Source organism: Roseibium sp. M-1 (genome assembly GCF_054515675.1).
Map to the genome: position 1 here is coordinate 4,517,523 of NZ_CM137257.1, position 21,336 is coordinate 4,538,858.

Genomic DNA, 21,336 nt, shown 5'->3' on the forward strand with positions numbered 1-21,336 from the left:
TGCGGAGATGCATCATGTCCGATGAGCACGATTTCCGCATCCGGCCCGGACGCGTCCGGTCATCGCGGGCGCAGCGGACCCGCCCGTTTATTGCCCAAGCACTGGCGGCTGCCCAGAAGGCTGGCGGACATGTGTCGCGCTCGGGCCGGATCAGCACCGGCAAACAGTCGCGCTTTGGACGCGGAAAAAGGGCGAGCGTTCAGGCCAATAGGTTGCTAACCGGAAGATCCCGTGTCGTGGTCATCAAGACGCGGGTCGTTCGGCATTCAGCGCGATCCGCGCCACTTTCCGCGCATCTCAAATACCTTGGCCGGGAAGGGGTGACGCGGGACGGGGAAAAGGCTCGGATGTTCGGTCCAGGAGACGATGCTGTCAATCCGATGGAATTTGCCGAACGCTGCAAGGACGACCGGCATCATTTCCGTTTCATCGTCTCGCCGGAAGACGCCTCGGACCTTGCAGATCTCAGACCTTTCAGCCGGAATCTGATGTGTCAGATGGAAAAGGACCTCGACACAGACCTCGACTGGGTCGGCGTCGATCACTGGAATACGGACAATCCCCATGTCCACATCATCCTGCGTGGGAAGGCCGACGACGGCAAGGACCTGGTGATCTCCCGGGATTACATTAGGGAAGGCATGCGTGCCCGCGCCCAGGATCTGGCGACACTGCAACTCGGACCGCGCACCGACCTCGATATCCGAAACCATCTGGAGCGCCAGGTCGAGGCAGAGCGCTGGACCCAGCTCGATCGCCAGCTTGTTCGCAACAGTCGCAGAACCGGCATCATTGACATGGCGCATGACCCGGCCCAGCAGCCGGATGAATATCACGCCCTGAAGGCTGGACGTTTGCGCAAGCTGGAGGCTCTTGGCCTGGCAGATCAGGTCGGTCCCGGTCAATGGGTGATTGGCGACGGTGCGGAAGCAACACTGCGCGAACTCGGCGAGCGTGGCGACATCATCAAGCGGATGCACCGGGCGTTGACCGATCGGGGGATCGAACGTGGGTCGGCAAGTTACGTCCTTGCTGCAGAGAGCCTGGACTCGTCCATCATCGGCCGCCTGGTCGAACGCGGTCTGGACGATGAGCTGAGGGGATCTGCTTATGCCGTCGTCGACGGTGTCGACGGGCGGACCCACCACATCAGACTTCCCGCCATTGACGCCGCCGGCGACAGCGCACCGGGGTCAATCGTTGAACTTCGACAATTCAACGATACACGCGGACAGCGGCGTGTGGCGCTTGCGGTCCGTTCCGATCTCGACATCGAGCGGCAGGTCACCTCCTCAGGCGCAACCTGGCTCGACCGGCAGAACATCGCCCGCGAACCTGTTGCGATCTCGGAGGGTGGTTTTGGAGCTGAGGTCAGAGACGCTCTTGAGCGCCGGGCAGAGCATCTGATTGAGGAGGGCCTTGCCGAGCGGAAGGCTCAGCGTATCACCTTCGCCCGAAGCCTTCTCGAGACGCTACGTCGACGCGAACTTGGTGCCCTTGGCGAGAGACTGGCAGCCGAGACCGGGCAGCCATTCAGCCGTTCTGCTTTCGGTGACCATGTCGCCGGCACCTACCGCCAACGCTTCGACCTCGCCTCCGGCCGCTTCTCCATGATCGATGACGGTCTCGGCTTCCAGCTCGTACCCTGGACACCCTCACTCGAAAAACACCGCGGCAGTCATGTCTCCGGCATCACTCGCACCGATGGCGGTGTGGACTGGAATCTCGGGCGCAAGCGCGACTTGAGTATATAGAAAGTAAACATTGAGCCAATCAGTATTTCATAGTGCAACTTTTGCAACTAGCGTTGAAGAATAGGTAAGAATTTTGCAAAAATTGATTTTAATATATATTTTTCTCGAGTATTTAATAAATTCTTTTTCAGAAACCGAAAATCAACGGTTTGAAAAGCGTACAACGTAAAAGCGCATAAAGCGGGTTAATAGCAATTATTACGCAATATTCTATCCCACTCTTCAGCAAATGCAGAATCGGAGTGAATGGATTAGTTGAGTGGCCGGGGCTTGTTCGACTTAGCATTGTAAATTAAGGTGTTTACCAGATGATATTCTTCTACTTGATCTATTGTAGTGGGGGTGGTGGCTGATGGCTTCGAATGATCTGGTCGGCTTAGAAATTGGCAAAGTGGTTGTCGACGAGCGTGTTTCAAAGCAGGAGATGGAAGCGCACATCGCGGCCATTCTCATTATGGCGCAGAAGGACGACAGCCTAAGCACCCAGGCCAAAGCGTTAGCAAAGCAAGAAGGTGTTTTTAGTATCGATCGCGGGGCCAACGTCGGCCTCGTTGAAGGTACTTTACTTTATACATTTGTTGTTGCTGTCGGCAAAGGTGCAGCGTCTGCTGCGGGTGCAATCATTGTTAAGGAATTGTGGGGATTCGTTAAGCAGCGACTGCAGCGGCGTGATCCGACTGGAGTTCGAGAAGTAACTGACGGAAGAGCTGAAGGTAATTGAAGAGTTTTCCTGTGTCGGTTCGAAAGTTCGATCTAGACTACTCCGGCCCTGATCGAGACTTTCGGGTGCGAGCTTACCTGCGCGCTAAAATTGCTTGTTGTTTGGAAACCCCAGCGCTCTTTCCCGGAAAGGACATTGGCCCTGCCGGGTATGAGCGCCTAAAAATGATTTACAGGTCGCTACTACTGGAGATCGACGAAACGGAAAATCTCTTTGAGGCATATGATAAACTTACAACAATAGCAAATGACCAAATATTGTCGGCTGTGGGAATTGTGAGGGAACAAGCTATAGTCCCCAATTCCTCGCAAACTGATGAGCAGACTAAGCATTTTGAGGACTTGGTACAGCGCTTCGCGTATTGGTTCGGGAATGGTCGAATTTGCTCCTGTGAAGTTTGCAAGAATGATCACGACCCATTCGACCTCCCGCCAGCGAGTTTTAGGCAAGACGATACGGACCCTGTGTCTGCCTGCCTGCGACGGCTGGTGCGAGAAGTTGAGCTCGCGCGTTTCTTTGTCGAGCAGCTTTATGGTGAATTATTGCCGTCTGGCGGAGTACGTATTGATATTGCATTTGCTAAGCCGGCATCGGACCAACTTCACGTAAATGGGTCTACGCAGTATCGTGACCCAAAAGCAATGCGTCGAAAAATCCGCGAGCCATTACCTATACGCACAGCAAGTGTGGTGTTGAGCTTACCAAATAAACTAAACGCTGAGACGTTGCATTCTATTCTCTATGTTGCAGCTCATGAACTAGGTATTCACAGCGTTCAGCAACTGGGACTCAAGAGCGCTCCGAACGCGGACGATACAGATCCAATTTTCTCCGAGGGAATGGTCGAAGCAGCTATCCATGATGCGCTGCAAGAGATTATTCGGGAGGAAGAGGGGCACATGAAATTTCTTAAAGCGAAAGCGTATCAAGAAGCGAGCTTAAAGCGGCACTTTCTGCACACATCTCCAACGGCGAGGGGCATGACTGATCCGGTAAAAATTTATATCGGCGCGGAATGTTACGGGCGGTTGAAAACCTTTATAAACGCGGCAATGGCCGCTCGCTTACTAAAGGCAGAAGAATACATCAAAGGTGTACGGCCGATACTTCAGCTTTCTCGAGCTCGTAACGGTGACCGTTGGGCGCGGCGCTTGATGTTGGCTTTCAATCTGCTTCCATTCAATAGCAGGCAGCAGGAACAATTGTATTATTGGCTCGAGAAGCAAATGAGCCTGTTCAGCCCATTAGAGAAGTGGCTTGCAGAACTGAGTGACTGCAAATCCAAGGGAGGTCTTCCTCCTGAGGATGAGTTGGTGCGATTTCTGCATTTGCTGCAGCAAATTTGGCGAAATCCCCACAATCCGCGGTTCCAAACTCGACTGCTGCACGAAATTGAAGGTTAAAATTAGCAATTTTGCGTTGCATCATCGGGCGGCTAGTTATATTACGTTACCTTAAGAAATGTAAGGTAACGTAATAGGCGTGCGATAAATCCGCGACGATAGCCGAAGGAGCATGGTGTGGAGCCGGGGCCAAGCGACATCAAATCGACTCCAAATGATTTGCCGTTGACGCAGGTGCAAAAACTTGTCGTCCGCGCGGCTTTGTCTGAAGAAGAGTTTAGCTATTTGGATTTGGCAGATCTGACAGGTCGATCACTAGGAAATTTACGCAAAATCAAGAGCGGCCTGAATGATCGCTTTCCGGATATTTTTGTAGAAGTTGGGCGGGAAGAAGCGGAGATCGGTCGAAAGTCCAGCCTTTGGTCGGTCAACCCTAAGTACGTAAAGATCCTCAAACAGCTAACTTCAGTGGAAGCAGTAGAATCGCAGAGGCGAATGCCTCGAATCGAAGAGTTTCCAATCCTTGGTCATGTGCGAAGTCTGTTGGACTCTGTTCATGGCGTCGAACCGGACAAGCGTTTTGGCCTTGTCCTAACTGCGCAGAATTTGATTGAACGCACGCAGAAAACTTTCGATGCCGTTATTGGGGGTGGGCAGCACATTGACTCTGTTCTACTGAGCGCTCTTGATGCAGTCCGGAAGAGCGCTGAGCAGATCGATAATGAATTGCGGGGGCGAGATGCTAAAACCGCAAACATGATTTTGAACTATTGCGGCAAGAATGGCGAGGACACCTCAGTCTCTGTGAGGAAAGTCAAACCACTGCGAAATTTGGTCCAATTCATTTGCAGTGCACTTCCGGGTGCCGGTAACAATCACGTTTTTGAATTCGACACAGCCCTAATTTGCAGCGTGGAAGATTCAGGCGCTACCGAAGAGCGCAAGCAGATTTCTCGGGCTGCGGACAATCGTATCTTTCTAGACAATGTAGCGCAGAGCGCCTTCACGACGCTACGCAATGCAACGCGCGTAAAAGCTTATGAAGATGTTGCCAAGTACCTTATCGATAGTCTGTTGTCTCTCGGATTAAAGCCGGATACGGCGACTGCCAATAAGATTAAGGGTGCAGCAGAAATGGACGGTCTCGACCCGCAATTGAAAGAGGAAACTCGCCGGCTGGCGGATACGTTGCAACCACGCGGCATGCTCGCAGGAGACACAAAGGCGCAGCCATTTACTCTCCCAGAGGAGTTTCGTGACTCACTTGCTGACAGGAGCGCAGCATGACCGGTTCACAGATTCATTCCCAAGGAACAGATACCCAGCAACAGATTTCTCAGCATCAGCTCGACTATTTGGGTGAGGTCATCCGACTGCGCCTAATCCAGGAAATGAATGTTCTCGACACTGCGCGGAGTCATGAGGGTAAAGAACAGATCACTTACGTTGCGGATTCAAATATATTCTATTTTTACATCAATACATTTGCCAGGAATGAATATCTAAAGGCAATTGCTTTGCCACAAGTGGCCAAATTGATAAACGATCACGCGACAACTGAACAACATAAGTTATCGAACAGGAGAAATGTATCAACTGCCGTAATAACGGCAGAGTATCTATTTTCTGGGCATCTACCAGGTCAAAACAGATTTCCAATCTACATCACCGACGAACATGCAGGCGAGTTTCAAAAACGTGTATCTGAGATTCGGAACGAAATAGTCGAAACCGCACATACGCTGACCGACGATGAACGACAAAACTTGTCGAAGCGCGTGAGGCGGCTTGCGCGACGCCTTACAAAACTTGGGATGGGAGAGTCGTCGAGCAAGGAGGCGATGGTCACTCAACTTCGAGATATTCTAGACAACAAACTACCTGAACTAATTTCGGATTACGCGCTCGCTGAAGTCGATCGTGCAGTAAATTTACTTCATCTGATGGAGGATGATGTAGCTCGACCACTTCGGCTTGCACCGGGTTTAAACCGTGCGCTTGTTAATCGCAGCCCGGACAGCAAGCGTATAGGCGAATGGGAGAAACTTCTCCAGGATTTTCATGAAGCCGAGCTAAGGTTTGAAACGAAGCGGAACTCGGAAAAAACTAAGGATCTATCATGGAACGTGAGCGCGGATGCGCGGGCGTTGGCCAGATTGGAAGAAATTAACGAAGATTGCCGCAGTCGAGGAATTGCGAATAGGTTCGTACTGATCACCGCCTCGACGTCCATTCTGTCAGCGAGCGTTTTTCGCTTAGCCGAAAAAAAACACACAATTGATCATAGTTTTGTACGACCGCTCATTCAATTCATACCGATCCTCAACTTTCAAGATATGCCTAACTTTGTCAAAAGCCATGATGCGTCTTTCCGATTACGCACCGCACTTGACGGTTTGTTTCAATGGAGGCTGGCAAGTGGTAACGAGGGTTGGGTAATGTTTTTACAGCAACTTGACATACATCTTCGCAATTTAAACCGACTTGGCGAAAGAATTAACTCCGCGAAACAAGATGAAGAAATTATCGCGAGGCAAAAGGACATCCTTATTGCATTGCGTCAGGAAAGAATGAACAAAGTTTTCCAAGGTATGAATTTGGAAACATTCGATAAGAGCCTTCGTAACATAGGTGATCTATGGAGCGGCATGGTCGAAAACGCGATAGGGCTGAATGCGGAGCTATTAGTCGAACACTATAAACGACACCTCGGTCGTCTGGCGGAAGGACTCGCTTCTCTTAAAACAGAGACAAACGTGGCGACCACTTTGAGTGTTTCTTACGAGGGAAAACAATTTGATTTAATCGACAAATTATCTCGGATGCATCTCAAGATGGCGGTGAGATTAATGATGGCAAATCCACATAGCCCATCTGGGCGCCTAATAAAGGTCGTGCGTGGTGCCCGCCCATCGCTGTATCTCGGGGAGGAAGATGAACAAGCTCTTTTCAACATAGTTGATCTGCTAACTGCGGGTGATTTGGTTCGCGCAGAATCTCAGCTTATGAGTTTCATTGATCATGATCATTTGAACTCGGCTGAACTCAATCTTGCAATTGCGACTATCGCTCTACGAGTTGGACTTTGGGATAACGCGGTGAATTTTGCCCGCCAAGCAGAAACTCATGCGATGGAGTGTGTACTCGGCAAAGAGGTTGGAATTCAGAGGAGTCAAAGTTCAAAATTGCTTGCAGCCGAAGCAACCTGGCTTGCGGGAACGGCCCGCCGGATAGCGGCGACCGAATACGCGCGTGATAAACTTTTCGATTCTCGACCAGTCAAGTTTGGTTTGAAGAGAGCCACAGAATATCAAAAGAAGGCGGCAGACGCTTTTAGTTCACTCGACGATTTTCTAGGCCAAGCTCGGAGCGCCACCGAACTAGCACTCATTGATACGGCGCTGATCATGGCTGATTTGGAAAGCGGTGAGCCTGTATTGGAAACACGAGTAATCGAATGTTGGAATAGAGCTCTCGATGCAAACATACGAATAGGTGGTCTTATCGCGAATGAACTAGGGATGAACCTTAAGACGATTGTAACCAGGCGAACTAGACTGATGGCACAGATGGCTCTTGTCGAAACTGTACTCCTAAGTAAATTGCTTAATATTACGATCGACGAAGTGTCCCGGGAATTTATATTATCTATCTCCATCACAGCAAAGGGAGACATGAACGAAATAGGATATGAGTCTTTTTGTTGTTGGCCGGTTTTTTTGGAACTTTTAGATTTCGCAATTGCAAAGACTTCTTCAGCAAATAGCATAGATATGCTCCAGAAGAAGGTCGAAAAGGACATGGAAAATAATGGTGCGATAGCAACGGATTTGGAAAGGAGATTTGCATTTCGGATTCTTAGTGCTTTTAAAAAGGAGGAAAGCAATTTCCGTGTGATCTGAAGGGGACTGGGAGAAATAATTTCATTGTGTATTTGAAACTTTATAGTGCTCTATATTTTTTATTTTTTCGCTAAAGCGCTCTATCATACGTGAGGCGTTAAATTTTACTTGAAATCCACGTGCCGATCATCCGATTTGTCCTGCGCATGGGAGATCGACAGGTGTCTGGAACGAAAATTCTATGGGGTCAAATTGTTGTCGTCACCCTAATCAATACGACATCGATTTGGAGTTCCACACAGTACGTCGCCTGGAGTCTGAATTTTCAGGTGCAGCTCGGAGCCCCATGGTTCGAACTGTCTGGTTGGTCGGTCTACTACCCGCCGGCCTTTTTCTGGTGGTGGTACTTCTATGATGCGTATGCGCCGAACGTCTTTCTTCACGGCGCTGTCATCGCTGCTTCCGGCGGATTTCTATCCATTGCCGTTGCCATAGGCATGTCGGTCTGGCGGGCGCGCGAAGCAAAACGCGTCGAAACCTACGGGTCTGCTCGATGGGCCGACAAGAAAGAGGTGAGGGCGGCGAACCTTTTCAATCCTGACGGCGTCATTCTCGGCTGCTATGAACAGGTCTATCTCCGTCATGATGGATCGGAGCACGTGCTCTGCTTCGCCCCCACCCGCTCCGGTAAGGGTGTCGGTCTGGTCGTCCCCTCGCTGCTGACCTGGCCGGGCTCGGCCATCGTTCACGATATCAAAGGAGAAAACTGGCAGCTTACCGCCGGCTTCCGCGCCAGGCACGGCCGGGTTCTGCTGTTCGATCCCACCAACCCGAAATCGGCTGCCTACAATCCGTTGCTTGAAGTGCGCCGCGGTGAATGGGAAGTACGCGACGTCCAGAACATCGCGGACATCCTGGTGGATCCGGAAGGGTCGCTCGAAAAGCGGAACCACTGGGAGAAGACGTCCCATGCGCTTCTCGTCGGCGCGATCCTGCATGTCCTCTATGCCGAGAAGGACAAGACACTGGCGGGTGTCGCGGCTTTCCTTTCCGATCCGAAACGTCCGATCGAGTCGACCTTGTCCGCGATGATGAAGACCGCCCATCTGGGGGAAGCCGGACCGCACCCTGTAATCGCGAGTGCGGCGCGCGAGCTTCTGAACAAATCCGAGAACGAACGTTCAGGTGTGTTGTCGACGGCCATGTCGTTCCTGGGGCTTTACCGGGATCCTGTGGTTGCCCAAGTGACACGCCGTTGCGACTGGCGGATCAATGATATGGTGAATGGCGCTCTGCCCACAACGCTCTACCTTGTGGTGCCGCCCTCTGACATCAATCGCACCAAGCCGCTGATCCGCCTGATCCTCAATCAGATTGGCCGCCGCCTTACGGAAGACCTTCGAGCAAACTCGGGCCGGCACCGGCTGCTTCTGATGCTCGACGAATTTCCGGCTCTGGGCCGCCTGGATTTCTTCGAGTCGGCGCTCGCCTTCATGGCCGGCTATGGCCTCAAGAGCTTCCTGATCGCGCAATCTCTGAACCAGATCGAGAAGGCCTACGGGCCCAACAATTCGATCCTCGACAATTGCCATGTCCGCGTCAGCTTCGCCACGAATGACGAGCGGACCGCCAAACGTGTTTCCGATGCTTTGGGCACTGCGACAGAAATGAAGGCAATGAAAAACTATGCCGGCCACAGGCTGAGCCCCTGGCTCGGTCATCTGATGGTCTCCCGGTCCGAGACAGCACGTCAGTTGTTGACCCCCGGCGAGATCATGCAGCTCCCACCGACCGACGAGATCGTCATGGTCGCAGGGACGCCGCCGATCCGGGCGAAAAAGGCGCGCTACTATGAGGACAAGCGGCTCAGTGAACGCATCCTGCCACCACCTGAGCCAGCTGCACTCGTCCAACGACAGGCTGATGATTGGAGCGACCTGCCGCTTCCATGTGGTTCTGACGTCAGCCGACAAACGTCGGAGTTTGTCGAGGTCGACGAGGATCCAACCGGATCCGAACGCCGGCACCAACCGGAACTCAGCAGGGTTGAGCCTGTCGAAGCGAAATTACCAAGCGAAAACGAATTCGAGATCGACGTAGTGGACGAAACTGAAGACGACACAGTGCGAAACAGCCGGATGACCAGGGTCATGCAAGGTGTGGCGCGACAAGTCTCGCTTGATCCTGGCGATGGCATGGAGCTGTGACGGCGATGGCGGCTCGAAAGAAAAAGGCTCAGATCTCTGCCTATCTCGACCACGACGTCATGAAGATGCTGTCCGACTATGCCGCGCGCCAGGACCTCTCGCGGTCATTGGTCGTCGAGGCTGCCATTGCCTCCTTTCTGTCGCCGGACGCAGATGAGCGGCGTGAGGCGGCTATCACCAAACGTCTTGATCAGATCGATCGGCGGATGACCAGGCTTGAGCGGGATCTCGGGATTGCTGTCGAGACACTCGCCATCTTTGTCCGCTTCTGGCTTGCGACAACACCGGCGCTACCGGAGCCGGCAGCGCAAGCTGCGCGCGCGAAGGCGGGAGAGCGATACGATGCTTTCGTCACTGCGCTGGGGAGACGATTGGTCAAGGGGCCGAAGCTGAGGCAGGAGATCTCGGAGGATGCTCCAGGCGAGCCAGATTAGGGTTTTCCGATAGTGGTAGCCCTTTCTGGGCCCGAAAGAGGGAGGATTTGATTTCAGAACATCCGTAGAGCGCCCTTGTTTCGTTCATTAGGCGGTTCGCGACCTGAGCGTGAAGGCAGCCTTTTCCGCGGCGCAAATTGGCGCTGAGGACGGGAATGCAAACCTGCTTAAGCGTATTCACCGTACCGTAGCAAGTTGGCACTTTGGTAGAATATCTTCAAAACTGGTATCAATTGGACGCTCAAGTTCATCACCAGCGGCGGCAATTGGAAGCCTGTGTCAACCGTGTTTCACTGCTGCAGACTTTAGCGTGCCTTCATTGATGCCGACGCTTATGTCAGACGTCATCCTCGACGGACATAATGAGATTGTTCCGAAGTCTTGCCACTGCCTTTTGAAGCACGGCAAATTCGTCCGGTGCGAGGCCTGAGGCTGCCACGGTCTGCTTGCCGAAGCCAAAACCTTTCTCCCGCAGGCTCCTGCCTGCTTCTGTCAATGAGACCCAAACAACTCTCTCATCTTCCAGATCTCTGGTGCGGCTCACGTACCCCATTGCCTCCAGCCGCTTGATCATCGGCGTGATGGTGCTTGGTTCCAGATAGAGCTTTTCCGCCAGGCCTTTCACCGTCAACTTGCCGTCCTCCCACAGGGCGATCAATGCGATGTATTGCGGATAGGTCAGTCCCAGTTTTTCCAGAACCTGCTTGTAGGCACGGGAATAGGCGAGGTTCGTCGAATAAATCGTGAAGCACATGAAATCCGCCAATTTGACTGCGTCGGCGGGCGAATTGGTCTGATCAGCCACGGGTTCCTCCATCAACTTTTTGTCAGAATGATTATCACGCAAAGTTTCTTATTGACAAGCATGTAATTATTTCGCAAATGATTATCGTCATAATTTAATAGGAACTGCAGATGCGCTTGATCGTCATTCTGTCCGCAGTCGCAGCAACGCTGATAGCGCCTTGTGCATGGGAAACACCCTTGGCCCAGGCTCCCTGGAATGCGGCAGCCGCGCTGCTTCAGGCGGCATTCGGCTGACTCTGCGTCTTCAAACCTGAAACACGAAAGGAAGAGACATGTTCACCGTCGAAAATATTCTCTACACGGCAAAAACCCATACGACCGGCGGACGGGATGGAACGTCCCGCAGTGACGACGGCCGGCTTGACATCAAGCTTTCCAGACCCGGCAGCGCCGGAGCCGGTACCAATCCGGAACAGCTCTTTGCGGCCGGCTGGTCCGCCTGTTTTGAAGGTGCGATGGGACGGGCGGCCCAGAAGCTGAAGATCAAGATGCCCGCCGGTGTTGCAATCGACGCCGAAGTCGATCTGGGAACGGCCGGCGACGAGTTCGGTCTTCAGGCGCGCCTGTTCGTCAGTCTGCCCGGACTTGACCAGGAAACGGCACGTTCCCTGATCGAAATGGCCCATCAGATCTGCCCCTATTCCAAGGCCACGCGGGGCAACATCAACGTCAGCCTCAATCTGGCCTGACATTTGTTCGCCGAAGCCGGTTTTTCTCCGGCCACGGCTGATTGCTTTGCCCAAGGAAAATCAGATGAAACGCCTTCTAGCAGGACTGCTTGTCGCCGCAGCGGCAATTACCACTCACACAGTCTCTTCTCAGGCAGCAGAGCCTACCGTCGTGCTTGTGCACGGGGCCTTCGCGGATGGCTCGAGTTGGTCGAAGGTGATCCCGCTCCTGCGTGACACAGGACTGAACGTCGTGGCCGTGCAAAATCCATTGTCGTCGCTTGAGGCCGATGTCGACGCGACGAAGCGGGTGATCGATCAAATTGAAGGCCCGGTTGTCCTTGTCGGACACAGCTGGGGCGGCGTGGTTATCACCGAAGCCGGCAACGACCCGAAAGTGGAGTCGCTGGTCTACGTGGCGGCCTTTGCTCCGGACAACGGAGAGTCGATCGCAAGCATGACGGCGGACGCGCCGCCACCCCCGTATGCGCCATATCTGCAGAAGGATGAAGGTGGTTACCTTACCCTGACTGCGGAAGGCGTTCAGAAGCAGTTTGCGCAGGATCTTTCTTCCGATGAAGCCGATCTGGTCGCGATCACACAGGGGCCGTGGTCACAGTCTTGCGTGAGTGCCAAAGTCTCGCACGCGGCGTGGCGGGACAAGCCTTCCTGGACCGTGATCGCCGAAGACGATCACATGATCCCTTCTTCGCTTCAGGAGACGATGGCAAAACGGATCAATGCGACCGTGACGAAAGTCGCGGCCAGCCACGTTGTGATGCTGAGCAAGCCGAAGGAAGTGGCTGAAACCATTCTTGCTGCGGCCGCAAGCGTGCATTGATCGTCGCGCATGACATGAATGCAAGAGGGGCGGCAGACGAATTGCCGCCCCGGACCCGGCTCAAGGAACAATTTGGCCTCAATCAGGTTCCCGGGATCGCACAACTTGAGTGCGGGCAAAGCGTCACCACGAAAATCCCTTATGGAGAAAATCATGTCCAACGAGTTGGATTTCAGCCGTCGTCGGTTCCTCGGTATGTCAGCTTTGACACTTGCAGCCGCCGAGTTCGGTGCGGCATCCCTTGCAAGGGCGGCATCAAGCGCGGGGGCAACCGTCTCCGGCGGTTCCGTTGCTTTCCAGAACCTCAAGCAGATCAAGGCCGGGGTTCTCGACATCGGGTATGCGGAGGCAGGACCCGAAGACGGACCTGCTGTCCTTCTGGTTCACGGCTGGCCTTATGATATTCATAGTTTCGCCGACGTCGCGCCCATTCTCGCATCGCGAGGATACCGGGTCATTGTGCCCCATCTTCGCGGGTATGGAACGACCCGCTTTCAGTCCACGGATGCACCGCGCAATGCGCAGCAGTCCGTGTTTGCCGCAGACATGATCGCACTGATGGACGCCCTCGGCATCGAGAAGGCGATCGTTGCGGGTTTTGATTGGGGCGCTCGCACGGTCAACATCATGGCGGCCCTCTGGCCGGAACGCTGCCAGGCGATGGTGTCGGTCAGCGGTTATCTGATAGGCAGCCAGAAAGGCAACGGCAAGCCGCTGCCTCCGGCGGCGGAACATTTGTGGTGGTACCAGTTTTACTTCGCGACGGAGCGAGGCCGTCTCGGCTACGAAGAGCATACTCGCCAGTTCGCGAAGCTGATCTGGCAGACGGCGTCACCGACATGGAAATTCGATGACGCGACTTTCGACCGCTCGGCCATTGCGCTCGATAATCCGGATCACGTGGCGATTACCATTCATAACTATCGCTGGCGGTTGGGGCTTGCTGAAGGAGAACCTCAGTACGACACCTTTGAAGCCAGGCTCGCCACAGGACCCGTAATCACCATTCCCACAATCACGATGGAAGGTGATGCAAACGGTGCTCCGCATCCCGATCCGGCAGCATACGCAGGGAAGTTTGCCGGGAGGTACGAGCATCGCACCATTACCGGGGGGATCGGCCACAACTTGCCTCAGGAGGCGCCTGAAGCCTTCGCACAGGCGATCCTCGATGTAGCCGCTTTCTAGGCCAAGCCAGGTAATAGGAGTGCCGGACACTGGGACGATCCGTTTCAAAGAGAAGACATTCTACGGAGTGCAATTCTTTATTGAACGATCGTTCCAGTATAGCTATAGTCCTGTGCATGGCGAGAATTAGAGAGTTTGATACGGATGCAGCGCTTGACGGCGCGATTGCCGTCTTTCGAGAACACGGGTTCGAGGGCAGTTCGGCCCAGATGCTGGTCGATGCGATGGGGATCGGGCGCCAGAGCCTTTATGCTGCCTTCGGGGACAAATGGCAGCTCTATTGCGCAGCCGTGCGCCGGTATGGGATGGGCGAATGCTCCGCCCATTTCAACGCTCTTCGAAGCGGAGCCCGCGCACTTGAAGGCATCAAAGCAATGCTTCGTCGCGTCGTTGAAACGGCCAATTCCCCTTGCCTTGGTGTAGGTTCAATTTATGAGTACGGAACGTCGCGACCGGACTTGAACGAAATAAACTCAGTTTTGGCAAAGAGCCTTAAGGACGCAATCGCAGCCCGCATTCGGGACGGTCAGCGGGAAGGCGATATCGTCCCGGATCTCGACCCGGCGAATGCTTCCGAGTTTTTGATCGCAACGATCGCAGGAATACGGGTTGCCGGCCGTGCCGGCGCAGATAGAAGCAGTTTGGACAACTTGGCGGACACGGCTTTGAGAGCATTGAAATAGGTCCTGTTTTTTTGTCCAATTATGGAACGATCGTTCAAGAAAGGAATGAAAAATGAAAGCCGTTGTGATGAATGGCATAGGCGGAGCGGACCAACTCGAGTTCGCCGAACGCCCGGACCCCGTAGCCGGGCCGGGCCAGGCCTTGATAGAGGTTGCCTTCGCAGGCGTTAACTTCATGGATATCGGTGTGCGGCAGGGGATGGCCTGGACAGATGTTCCAGACCCTAAGATCCTCGGTGTCGAGGGGGCTGGCCGTATATTGGAAGTCGGAGCAGGCGTTGAGGATTTCCACCCCGGTCAGAGAGTTGCGTGGGTTTATGCACCTGGCAGCTATGCAGAGAAGGTTGTCATCCCGACTGCAGCCCTGGTTCTTGTTCCGGATTCCATTGAAGATCGCGTGGCGGCTTCGGTCATGATGCAGGGAATTACCGCCAGCCATTTCGCGACAGATTTCTATCCGGTTCAGCCGGGTGATGTTGCCTTTGTCCACGCCGCAGCGGGCGGCCTCGGACTGTTGCTGACACAGATCATCAAGCTACGGGGCGGCACGGTCATCGGACGAGTGTCGTCGCAGGAAAAGGCGGACCTTGCCAAGGAGCACGGCGCAGATCATGTAATCGTGGATCGCGACGGGCAGTTTGTCGATGAGACCTTGCGGCTGACCCGTGGTGAGGGAGTGCATGTTGTCTACGACGGTTCCGGACCGGCAACCTTCCAGGGATCGCTTGATATACTGCGCCGGTCAGGCACGTTTTGTTGGTATGGCCCGGTTCTTGGCGGTCCGGGACCACTCGACATCATGAGCCTGCCAAGAAGCATCAAGATCGGCTACGCGGTGTTCTTCGATCATATACACACGCCCGATTTATTCCGGAAAAGCTCTGCACAGCTCTTTGCATGGTTGTCAGAAGGCAAGATCAAGATTCACCCCGGAGGTGAGTATCGACTGGCTGAAACTGCAATTGCTCACACCGACATGGCTGGCCGCAAGACAACAGGCAAGCTCCTCCTGGTCCCATGAACACAGCCTAGGTATTGGATTTCGATTGGCCGTGCGGTATTCGCGCGGCCAATACTCTGTGTCACGTCGAAGGCAGGACGTTTTTGGAAGGAGATTTGGAACCATAGCCACTCGCCGAACAAGTGTAGCCTCAGTTAAGCTGACTTGCGTGAGCCATAGCGTCACGGCTGGTCGCGATAAATACGTACTGCATCGCAGCAATTTGTAGCTAAAATTGGGCCTTTAGGTTGCCCATTGTAATATACTTACTTGCGCTTTTCGCAGATATATTAAGCCATCAATCTCTCGGTCTTACTCATTGGGCGTAGTTGATAATTTGCACGGTTGCCGGATCGGCAAAAATGACCCTCAACGAATTCTCGCCTCGGGTCGATTTTACCGAACCGGAATAGGTCCACGACTGGGAAAGTGCAAATCTGCGGTAGCGAGCGCCACGTTAAGCAGACATGCTCTTGACAGGGCCGTGAGGACCCTGTTCCGGGCGCCTATTCCCTTCAAGGCAGCGCCCGGCTCAGTTAATACTTCTTCTTCCAATCCCCTTTCGGTTCCTGCCAGTTGTTCACCCGAGCAGTCGGACCACGCTATTTGTATTGGTCTAACCGCCCTTTCCCTGTCTTTCTTCGCCACACTACTCCGCTGCCAAATAGCTATTGAACCCCTCCAATATCAGGTCCTTTTAATCATCCCCGTCCGGGAGCGTTTCTATCGCCCCCGGCAGCAACGGGGATCCCATGGCACCATCACACCAAGACCCGGAAGGTCACGCACGTAGCGCGCGGATGCTCCGCACGGCACTCGGGCCGGCGATTGCCCGTCTTCTGGAAGATCCTGCTGTCATCGAGGTGATGCTGAACCCGGATGGGCGCATCTGGGTCGACCGTCTCTCCGAAGGCCTGTCCGATAACGGAGAGCGGTTGTCACCGGCCGACGGCGAACGCATCGTACGCCTCGTCGCGCACCATGTCGGCATGGAAGTCCATAGCGGTGCGCCGCGCGTTTCGGCCGAGCTTCCCGAGACGGGTGAACGCTTCGAGGGCCTTCTGCCGCCGATTGTTGCCGCTCCGACCTTCGCCATCCGCAAGCCCGCCGTTGCTGTCTTTACCCTTGAGGATTACGTTGCCGCCGGGATCATGACGCCGGCACAAGCCGAGACACTCCGCTCGGGCGTCGTGACACGCGCAAACATTCTCGTCGCCGGCGGCACGAGTACCGGCAAGACCACGCTGACCAACGCCCTACTGGCCGAAGTCGCCAAGACCTCAGATCGTGTGATCCTCATAGAAGACACGCGCGAGCTTCAGTGTGCCGCACCCAACCTCGTCGCCATGCGCACCCGGGACGGCGTCGCCTCGCTGTCCGATCTCGTTCGCTCTTCCTTACGCCTTCGCCCCGACCGCATCCCGATCGGCGAGGTGCGTGGGCCCGAGGCGCTCGATCTTCTGAAGGCTTGGGGAACGGGTCATCCAGGTGGCATCGGCACGATCCACGCTGGATCTGCCATTGGAGCCCTGCGCCGGCTCGAACAGCTCATCCAGGAAGCCGTCGTTACCGTCCCACGCGCCCTGATCGCGGAAACGATCGACCTGATCGCCGTGCTCGCCGGCCGCGGTTCTCAGCGGCGGCTTGTCGAACTCGCCCGAGTGGAGAGCCTCGGTCCCGACGGCGACTACCGCATTTTCCCGGCCGTTCCCGCAACTTCCTCCCACTCAGGAGACCAATCATGATCCGAACCATCCTTCGTTTGTGCCATCCCATCGCGACGGCCGTAGCTGTTGCCCATGTCAGCGTGTTGTCAATTTCCGCCGCACACGCTGCCGGGTCTTCCATGCCCTGGGAGGCGCCGCTTCAGTCGATCCTGGAATCCATCGAAGGTCCAGTCGCCAAGATCGTCGCGGTGATCATCATCATCGTGACCGGCCTGTCGCTGGCCTTCGGCGATACATCCGGCGGCTTCCGGCGTCTGATCCAGATCGTTTTTGGTCTGTCCATCGCCTTCGCTGCCAGCTCCTTCTTCCTGTCGTTCTTCTCCTTTGGCGGCGGGGCGCTGGTCTGATGGTGGAGACCTTCGAACAGTCTGACGTGGTGCCGGGTTTTACCGTGGCAGTTCACCGGTCGTTGAGCGAGCCAATCCTGCTTGGCGGCGCGCCCCGTGCCATAGCGATACTGAACGGCACTTTAGCAGGGGCCGTCGGTCTCGGCCTGCGCCTCTGGCTGGTCGGACTTGCCATCTGGCTCATTGGCCATCTCGCCGCCGTCTGGGCCGCAAAGCACGATCCGCTCTTCGCTGAAGTTGGACGCCGGCATCTGCGCTTTCCCGCGCATCTGATCGTGTGAACGAGGAACCGGTTTATGATGAACCTCGCAGAATACCGAACGCGCAATAGCCGCCTTGCCGATTACCTGCCCTGGGCCGCGCTGGTCGAAAAAGGCGTGGTGCTCAACAAGGACGGCAACTTCCAGCGCACGGCCCGGTTCCGCGGTCCGGATCTCGACAGCGCCGTTCCAGCCGAACTCGTCGCTTTCACCGGCCGTCTCAACAATGCCTTCCGCCGTCTCGGGTCCGGATGGGCGATCTTTGTAGAGGCTCAGCGCCAAGCCGCCAATCACTACCCCGACAGCATCTTTCCGGATGCGGCCTCCGCACTCGTCGATGCTGAACACAAGGCGAGTTTTGAAGAAGCCGGCGCGCATTTCGAGTCAAGCTATTTTCTGACCTTCACCTATCTGCCGCCCGCCGAAGAAGCCGCACGTGCGGAACGCTGGCTGTTCGAAGGCCGGGAGACCAATGGCCTCAATCCGCAGGAAGTGCTGACCGGTTTCGTCGATCGCACCGACCGGATTCTCCAGCTGATCGACGCCTTCATGCCGGAATGCGAATGGCTCGATGATGAGGGGACACTGACTTATCTGCATTCGACGGTCTCGACCAACCGGCAGAAGGTCCTCGTGCCGGAGACACCGGTCTATCTGGATGCGCTGCTTGCGGATCAGTCACTCGCCGGTGGCCTGGAGCCTCGGCTTGGGGACAAGCATCTGCGGGTCCTGACCATCACTGGATTTCCGACGGCGACGACGCCCGGTCTGCTCGACGACCTCAACCGGCTGGCCTTTCCCTATCGCTGGTCGACCCGCGCGATTCCGTTGGACAAGACGGACGCGACAAGACTCCTGACCCGGATCCGCCGTCAGTGGTTCGCCAAACGCAAGTCCATTGCTGCGATCCTGAAGGAGGTGATGACCAACGAGCAATCCGCGCTCGTCGACACCGATGCCGCGAACAAGGCGGCCGATGCCGATCTGGCGCTGCAGGAACTTGGCGCGGACCATGCAGCCATCGCCTATGTCACGGCAACCGTGACTGTCTGGGATAGTGACAGCAAGATCGCCGAGGAGAAGCTGCGGCTCGTGGAAAAGGTCATCCAGGGCCGCGATTTCACGTGTCTGCCGGAGACCCTGAATGCGGTCGACGCCTGGCTGGGCAGCCTGCCGGGTCATGTCTACGCCAATGTCCGCCAGCCACCCATCTCAACCCTCAATCTCGCCCACATGATCCCCTCTAGTGCGGTGTGGGCGGGGCCGGAGCGGGACGAGCATCTTTCGTCTCCTCCCTTGCTCTACGGCAAGACGGAAGGCTCGACCCCGTTCCGGTTTTCCCTTCATGTCGGTGATGTCGGCCATACGCTGGTTGTTGGACCGACTGGGGCGGGCAAGTCCGTCCTTTTGGCGCTGATGGCGCTGCAATTCCGCCGATACCGGAACTCCCGGGTGTTTGCCTTCGATTTCGGGGGATCGATCCGCGCGGCATGTCTCGCCATGGGCGGCGACTGGCATGATCTCGGCGGCGGCCTCACCGAAGGCGGCAGCGTGTCGCTGCAGCCCCTTGCCCGGATCGATGCCGCCGCCGAGCGCTCCTGGTCCGCCGACTGGATCACCGCCATCCTCATGCGCGAAGGCGTCACCGTCAACCCGGAGGTGAAGGACCACATCTGGACGGCGCTGACATCACTCGCCTCAGCGCCGGTAGACGAACGTACGCTCACCGGGCTTTCCGTCCTGCTCCAGTCCAACGACCTCAAACAGGCCCTGCGGCCCTATTGCATCGGCGGTGCCCATAGTCGCCTGCTCGACGCGGAAAGCGAACAGCTGGGGTCAACCAGCGTTCAGGCCTTCGAGACCGAGGGGCTGATCGGCACGGGGGCGGCACCCGCCGTGCTCGCCTATCTGTTCCACCGGATCGAGGACCGGCTCGACGGATCGCCCACCCTGATCATCATCGATGAAGGCTGGCTGGCACTCAACGACCAGGGGTTTGCGGGCCAGCTCCGGGAATGGCTGAAGACGCTTCGCAAGAAGAACGCCTCCGTCGTCTTCGCCACACAGTCGCTGTCCGACATCGATGGCTCTGCCATCGCGCCAGCGATCATCGAGAGCTGCCCGACGCGGCTGCTGCTGCCGAACGAACGGGCGATCGAGCCGCAGATTGCCGGTATCTATCGCCGCTTCGGTCTCAACGACCGCCAGATCGAGATCCTCGCGCGGGCGACACCCAAGCGCGACTATTACTGCCAGTCCCGTCGCGGCAACCGGCTCTTCGAACTGGGACTTTCCGAAGTAGCCCTGGCCCTCTGCGCAACCTCCTCGAAGGCCGATCAGTCAGCCATCTCCCGCATCCTCGCGGACCACGGCCGCGAAGGTTTCCTCGACGCCTGGCTGCGCCACCGCGGTCTTGCCTGGGCGGCAGATCTCATCCCCGACCTTACAAACCTGGAGACCTCGTCATGACGTTCCGCCGATCCCGCGCGCTTGTTGCAGCCGCCGCACTCCTCACCATTCCCACATTGGGCTCCGTTGCCTTTGCCCCGCCGGCCCATGCCTGGAGGGTCGTGTTCGATCCGTCGAACTATGCCCAGAATGTGCTGACAGCGGCCCGGACGCTGGAGCAGATCAACAATCAGATCGTCCAGCTTCAGAACGAAGCCCAGATGCTGATCAACCAGGCCCGCAATCTGGCCAGTCTGCCTTATTCGGCGCTGCAGCAGCTCCAGCAGTCGGTGCAGAGGACGCAGCAGCTTCTCCAGGAGGCTCAGAATATTGCCTTCGACGTCCAGCAGATCGATCAGCTGTTCCAGCAGCAGTATGGCAACATCGACCTGAGCGCGACCGAGCAGCAACTGATCTCTGGAGCGCGCAGCCGCTGGCAGAACACGGTCGGCGGCCTTCAAGACGCCCTGCGCGTGCAGGCGGGCGTCGTTGGTAATATCGAGACCAACCGTGCGCAGATGTCCGCGCTGATCGGACAAAGCCAAGGGGCGACCGGCGCGCTTCAGACGGCCCAGGCCGGTAACCAGCTTCTGGCTCTCCAGGCCCAGCAGCTTTCAGATCTCACTGCCGTCGTTGCCGCCAATGGCCGGGCGATTGCCTTGAGCGAAGCGGAACGAACGGCCGCCGCCGAACAGGGTCGTGTGCAGCGGCAGCGCTTCCTGACGCCGGGCTCCGGCTACCAGCCCGGCAACGCACGCATGTTCAACAACTGATTTTGGGAGGACATCCCCATGGACGGCAAGATGCTGGCCCGGCTGGCTGCGATCGTTTTTGCGGCGATCGCCATCACCGCGAGCCTGATCGAGATGTCCCGCAAGGACGAGCCGGCGCCTGTCCTGTCTGCACCGGTCGCTCCCTCATCCTCCGATCCTATGCGCACGGATCTACGCCGCTGTCAGCAGATGGGCAGGGCTGCGCTCGACGACAAAGACTGTCTGGCAACCTGGCAGCAGACCCGGGACCGCTTTCTCGGCCGGGCTCCTCAAAGCGGCGAGGAGCGGTGATC

Annotated in this window: 19 protein-coding genes; 18 read left to right on the top strand and 1 reads right to left on the bottom strand. The window is 56.1% G+C overall.

The genetic code is table 11. The annotated features are described in order from the left end of the window. The first annotated feature begins 14 nt into the window (after nt 1–14). The 7 genes from ACX3M4_RS20455 (at nt 15) to ACX3M4_RS20485 (ending at nt 10,301) form a co-directional block, all read left to right on the top strand. Nucleotides 15–1,754 carry a relaxase/mobilization nuclease domain-containing protein gene (locus ACX3M4_RS20455; RefSeq protein WP_459354828.1) on the top strand — a complete coding sequence of 580 codons (1,740 nt, stop codon included), beginning with the start codon at nt 15–17 and terminating at the stop codon, nt 1,752–1,754. Between the two features lie 352 nt (nt 1,755–2,106). Continuing rightward, complete coding sequence (locus ACX3M4_RS20460; RefSeq protein WP_459354829.1) at nt 2,107–2,475, top strand: hypothetical protein; 369 nt, start codon at nt 2,107–2,109, stop codon at nt 2,473–2,475. Next, entirely contained in the window at nt 2,472–3,878 is a 1,407-nt protein-coding gene (locus tag ACX3M4_RS20465) for a hypothetical protein (protein ID WP_459354830.1), read from the top strand. Before ACX3M4_RS20460 ends, ACX3M4_RS20465 begins: the two co-directional genes overlap by 4 nt. A gap of 117 nt (nt 3,879–3,995) precedes the next feature. After that, the gene (locus ACX3M4_RS20470; RefSeq protein WP_459354831.1) at nt 3,996–5,105 is read left to right on the top strand and encodes a hypothetical protein; all 1,110 of its coding nucleotides are present in this window, start codon (nt 3,996–3,998) and stop codon (nt 5,103–5,105) included. Next, entirely contained in the window at nt 5,102–7,720 is a 2,619-nt protein-coding gene (locus ACX3M4_RS20475; RefSeq protein WP_459354832.1) for a hypothetical protein, read from the top strand. The genes ACX3M4_RS20470 and ACX3M4_RS20475 overlap by 4 nt, the downstream gene beginning before the upstream one ends. 161 nt (nt 7,721–7,881) lie before the next feature. After that, nucleotides 7,882–9,867 carry a conjugal transfer protein TraG gene (locus ACX3M4_RS20480; RefSeq protein WP_459354833.1) on the top strand — a complete coding sequence of 662 codons (1,986 nt, stop codon included), beginning with the start codon at nt 7,882–7,884 and terminating at the stop codon, nt 9,865–9,867. A gap of 5 nt (nt 9,868–9,872) precedes the next feature. Continuing rightward, on the top strand, nt 9,873–10,301 hold the full coding sequence (locus ACX3M4_RS20485) for a CopG family transcriptional regulator (protein WP_459354834.1): 429 nt from the start codon (nt 9,873–9,875) through the stop codon (nt 10,299–10,301). Between the two features lie 337 nt (nt 10,302–10,638). Here ACX3M4_RS20485 and ACX3M4_RS20490 read toward each other — a convergent pair whose 3' ends face one another. Then, complete coding sequence (locus ACX3M4_RS20490; protein WP_459354835.1) at nt 10,639–11,106, bottom strand: MarR family winged helix-turn-helix transcriptional regulator; 468 nt, start codon at nt 11,104–11,106, stop codon at nt 10,639–10,641. A gap of 274 nt (nt 11,107–11,380) precedes the next feature. Between ACX3M4_RS20490 and ACX3M4_RS20495 the strand changes: the two genes are divergently transcribed. The 11 genes from ACX3M4_RS20495 to trbK-alt all read left to right on the top strand — a co-directional run bounded on the left by ACX3M4_RS20495 (nt 11,381) and on the right by trbK-alt (nt 21,334). Continuing rightward, complete coding sequence (locus ACX3M4_RS20495) at nt 11,381–11,797, top strand: organic hydroperoxide resistance protein (protein WP_459354836.1); 417 nt, start codon at nt 11,381–11,383, stop codon at nt 11,795–11,797. Nucleotides 11,798–11,861: 64 nt separating this feature from the next. Then, on the top strand, nt 11,862–12,617 hold the full coding sequence (locus tag ACX3M4_RS20500) for an alpha/beta fold hydrolase (RefSeq protein WP_459354837.1): 756 nt from the start codon (nt 11,862–11,864) through the stop codon (nt 12,615–12,617). A 153-nt stretch (nt 12,618–12,770) separates the two neighbouring features. Next, nucleotides 12,771–13,805 (top strand): alpha/beta fold hydrolase, encoded by a 1,035-nt coding sequence (locus ACX3M4_RS20505; RefSeq protein WP_459359473.1) that lies wholly within the window; start codon nt 12,771–12,773, stop codon nt 13,803–13,805. Nucleotides 13,806–13,921: 116 nt separating this feature from the next. Beyond that, a complete protein-coding gene (locus ACX3M4_RS20510; RefSeq protein ID WP_459359474.1) occupies nt 13,922–14,488 on the top strand; it encodes a TetR/AcrR family transcriptional regulator in 567 nt (188 codons plus the stop codon). Nucleotides 14,489–14,540: 52 nt separating this feature from the next. After that, entirely contained in the window at nt 14,541–15,509 is a 969-nt protein-coding gene (locus tag ACX3M4_RS20515; RefSeq protein WP_459354838.1) for a quinone oxidoreductase family protein, read from the top strand. A 731-nt stretch (nt 15,510–16,240) separates the two neighbouring features. Beyond that, nucleotides 16,241–17,233, top strand: coding sequence for a P-type conjugative transfer ATPase TrbB (gene trbB / locus ACX3M4_RS20520; protein ID WP_459354839.1), 993 nt, complete (start codon nt 16,241–16,243; stop codon nt 17,231–17,233). Further along, nucleotides 17,230–17,562, top strand: coding sequence for a TrbC/VirB2 family type IV secretion system protein (locus tag ACX3M4_RS20525; protein ID WP_459354840.1), 333 nt, complete (start codon nt 17,230–17,232; stop codon nt 17,560–17,562). Before trbB ends, ACX3M4_RS20525 begins: the two co-directional genes overlap by 4 nt. Then, nucleotides 17,562–17,843 (top strand): VirB3 family type IV secretion system protein, encoded by a 282-nt coding sequence (locus tag ACX3M4_RS20530; RefSeq protein ID WP_459354841.1) that lies wholly within the window; start codon nt 17,562–17,564, stop codon nt 17,841–17,843. Before ACX3M4_RS20525 ends, ACX3M4_RS20530 begins: the two co-directional genes overlap by 1 nt. 15 nt (nt 17,844–17,858) lie before the next feature. Beyond that, nucleotides 17,859–20,291: a conjugal transfer protein TrbE gene (gene trbE / locus ACX3M4_RS20535; RefSeq protein WP_459354842.1), complete on the top strand. Its 2,433-nt coding sequence runs from the start codon at nt 17,859–17,861 to the stop codon at nt 20,289–20,291. Beyond that, complete coding sequence (gene trbJ, locus ACX3M4_RS20540) at nt 20,288–21,043, top strand: P-type conjugative transfer protein TrbJ (protein WP_459354843.1); 756 nt, start codon at nt 20,288–20,290, stop codon at nt 21,041–21,043. Before trbE ends, trbJ begins: the two co-directional genes overlap by 4 nt. Nucleotides 21,044–21,061: 18 nt before the next feature. Then, a complete protein-coding gene (trbK-alt, locus tag ACX3M4_RS20545) occupies nt 21,062–21,334 on the top strand; it encodes a putative entry exclusion protein TrbK-alt (RefSeq protein ID WP_459354844.1) in 273 nt (90 codons plus the stop codon). The last annotated feature ends 2 nt before the right edge of the window (nt 21,335–21,336 follow it).

What these genes read in the sequence shown, in the direction of transcription:
- ACX3M4_RS20505 (WP_459359473.1), top strand. Translation starts at nt 12,771, where the DNA reads ATGTCCAACGAGTTGGATTTCAGCCGTCGTCGGTTCCTCGGTATGTCA.
- trbJ (WP_459354843.1), top strand. Translation starts at nt 20,288, where the DNA reads ATGACGTTCCGCCGATCCCGCGCGCTTGTTGCAGCCGCCGCACTCCTC.
- trbK-alt (WP_459354844.1), top strand. Translation starts at nt 21,062, where the DNA reads ATGGACGGCAAGATGCTGGCCCGGCTGGCTGCGATCGTTTTTGCGGCG.
- ACX3M4_RS20455 (WP_459354828.1), top strand. Translation starts at nt 15, where the DNA reads ATGTCCGATGAGCACGATTTCCGCATCCGGCCCGGACGCGTCCGGTCA.
- ACX3M4_RS20485 (WP_459354834.1), top strand. Translation starts at nt 9,873, where the DNA reads ATGGCGGCTCGAAAGAAAAAGGCTCAGATCTCTGCCTATCTCGACCAC.
- trbE (WP_459354842.1), top strand. Translation starts at nt 17,859, where the DNA reads ATGATGAACCTCGCAGAATACCGAACGCGCAATAGCCGCCTTGCCGAT.
- ACX3M4_RS20515 (WP_459354838.1), top strand. Translation starts at nt 14,541, where the DNA reads ATGAAAGCCGTTGTGATGAATGGCATAGGCGGAGCGGACCAACTCGAG.
- ACX3M4_RS20460 (WP_459354829.1), top strand. Translation starts at nt 2,107, where the DNA reads ATGGCTTCGAATGATCTGGTCGGCTTAGAAATTGGCAAAGTGGTTGTC.
- trbB (WP_459354839.1), top strand. Translation starts at nt 16,241, where the DNA reads ATGGCACCATCACACCAAGACCCGGAAGGTCACGCACGTAGCGCGCGG.
- ACX3M4_RS20510 (WP_459359474.1), top strand. Translation starts at nt 13,922, where the DNA reads ATGGCGAGAATTAGAGAGTTTGATACGGATGCAGCGCTTGACGGCGCG.
- ACX3M4_RS20530 (WP_459354841.1), top strand. Translation starts at nt 17,562, where the DNA reads ATGGTGGAGACCTTCGAACAGTCTGACGTGGTGCCGGGTTTTACCGTG.
- ACX3M4_RS20500 (WP_459354837.1), top strand. Translation starts at nt 11,862, where the DNA reads ATGAAACGCCTTCTAGCAGGACTGCTTGTCGCCGCAGCGGCAATTACC.
- ACX3M4_RS20475 (WP_459354832.1), top strand. Translation starts at nt 5,102, where the DNA reads ATGACCGGTTCACAGATTCATTCCCAAGGAACAGATACCCAGCAACAG.
- ACX3M4_RS20495 (WP_459354836.1), top strand. Translation starts at nt 11,381, where the DNA reads ATGTTCACCGTCGAAAATATTCTCTACACGGCAAAAACCCATACGACC.
- ACX3M4_RS20525 (WP_459354840.1), top strand. Translation starts at nt 17,230, where the DNA reads ATGATCCGAACCATCCTTCGTTTGTGCCATCCCATCGCGACGGCCGTA.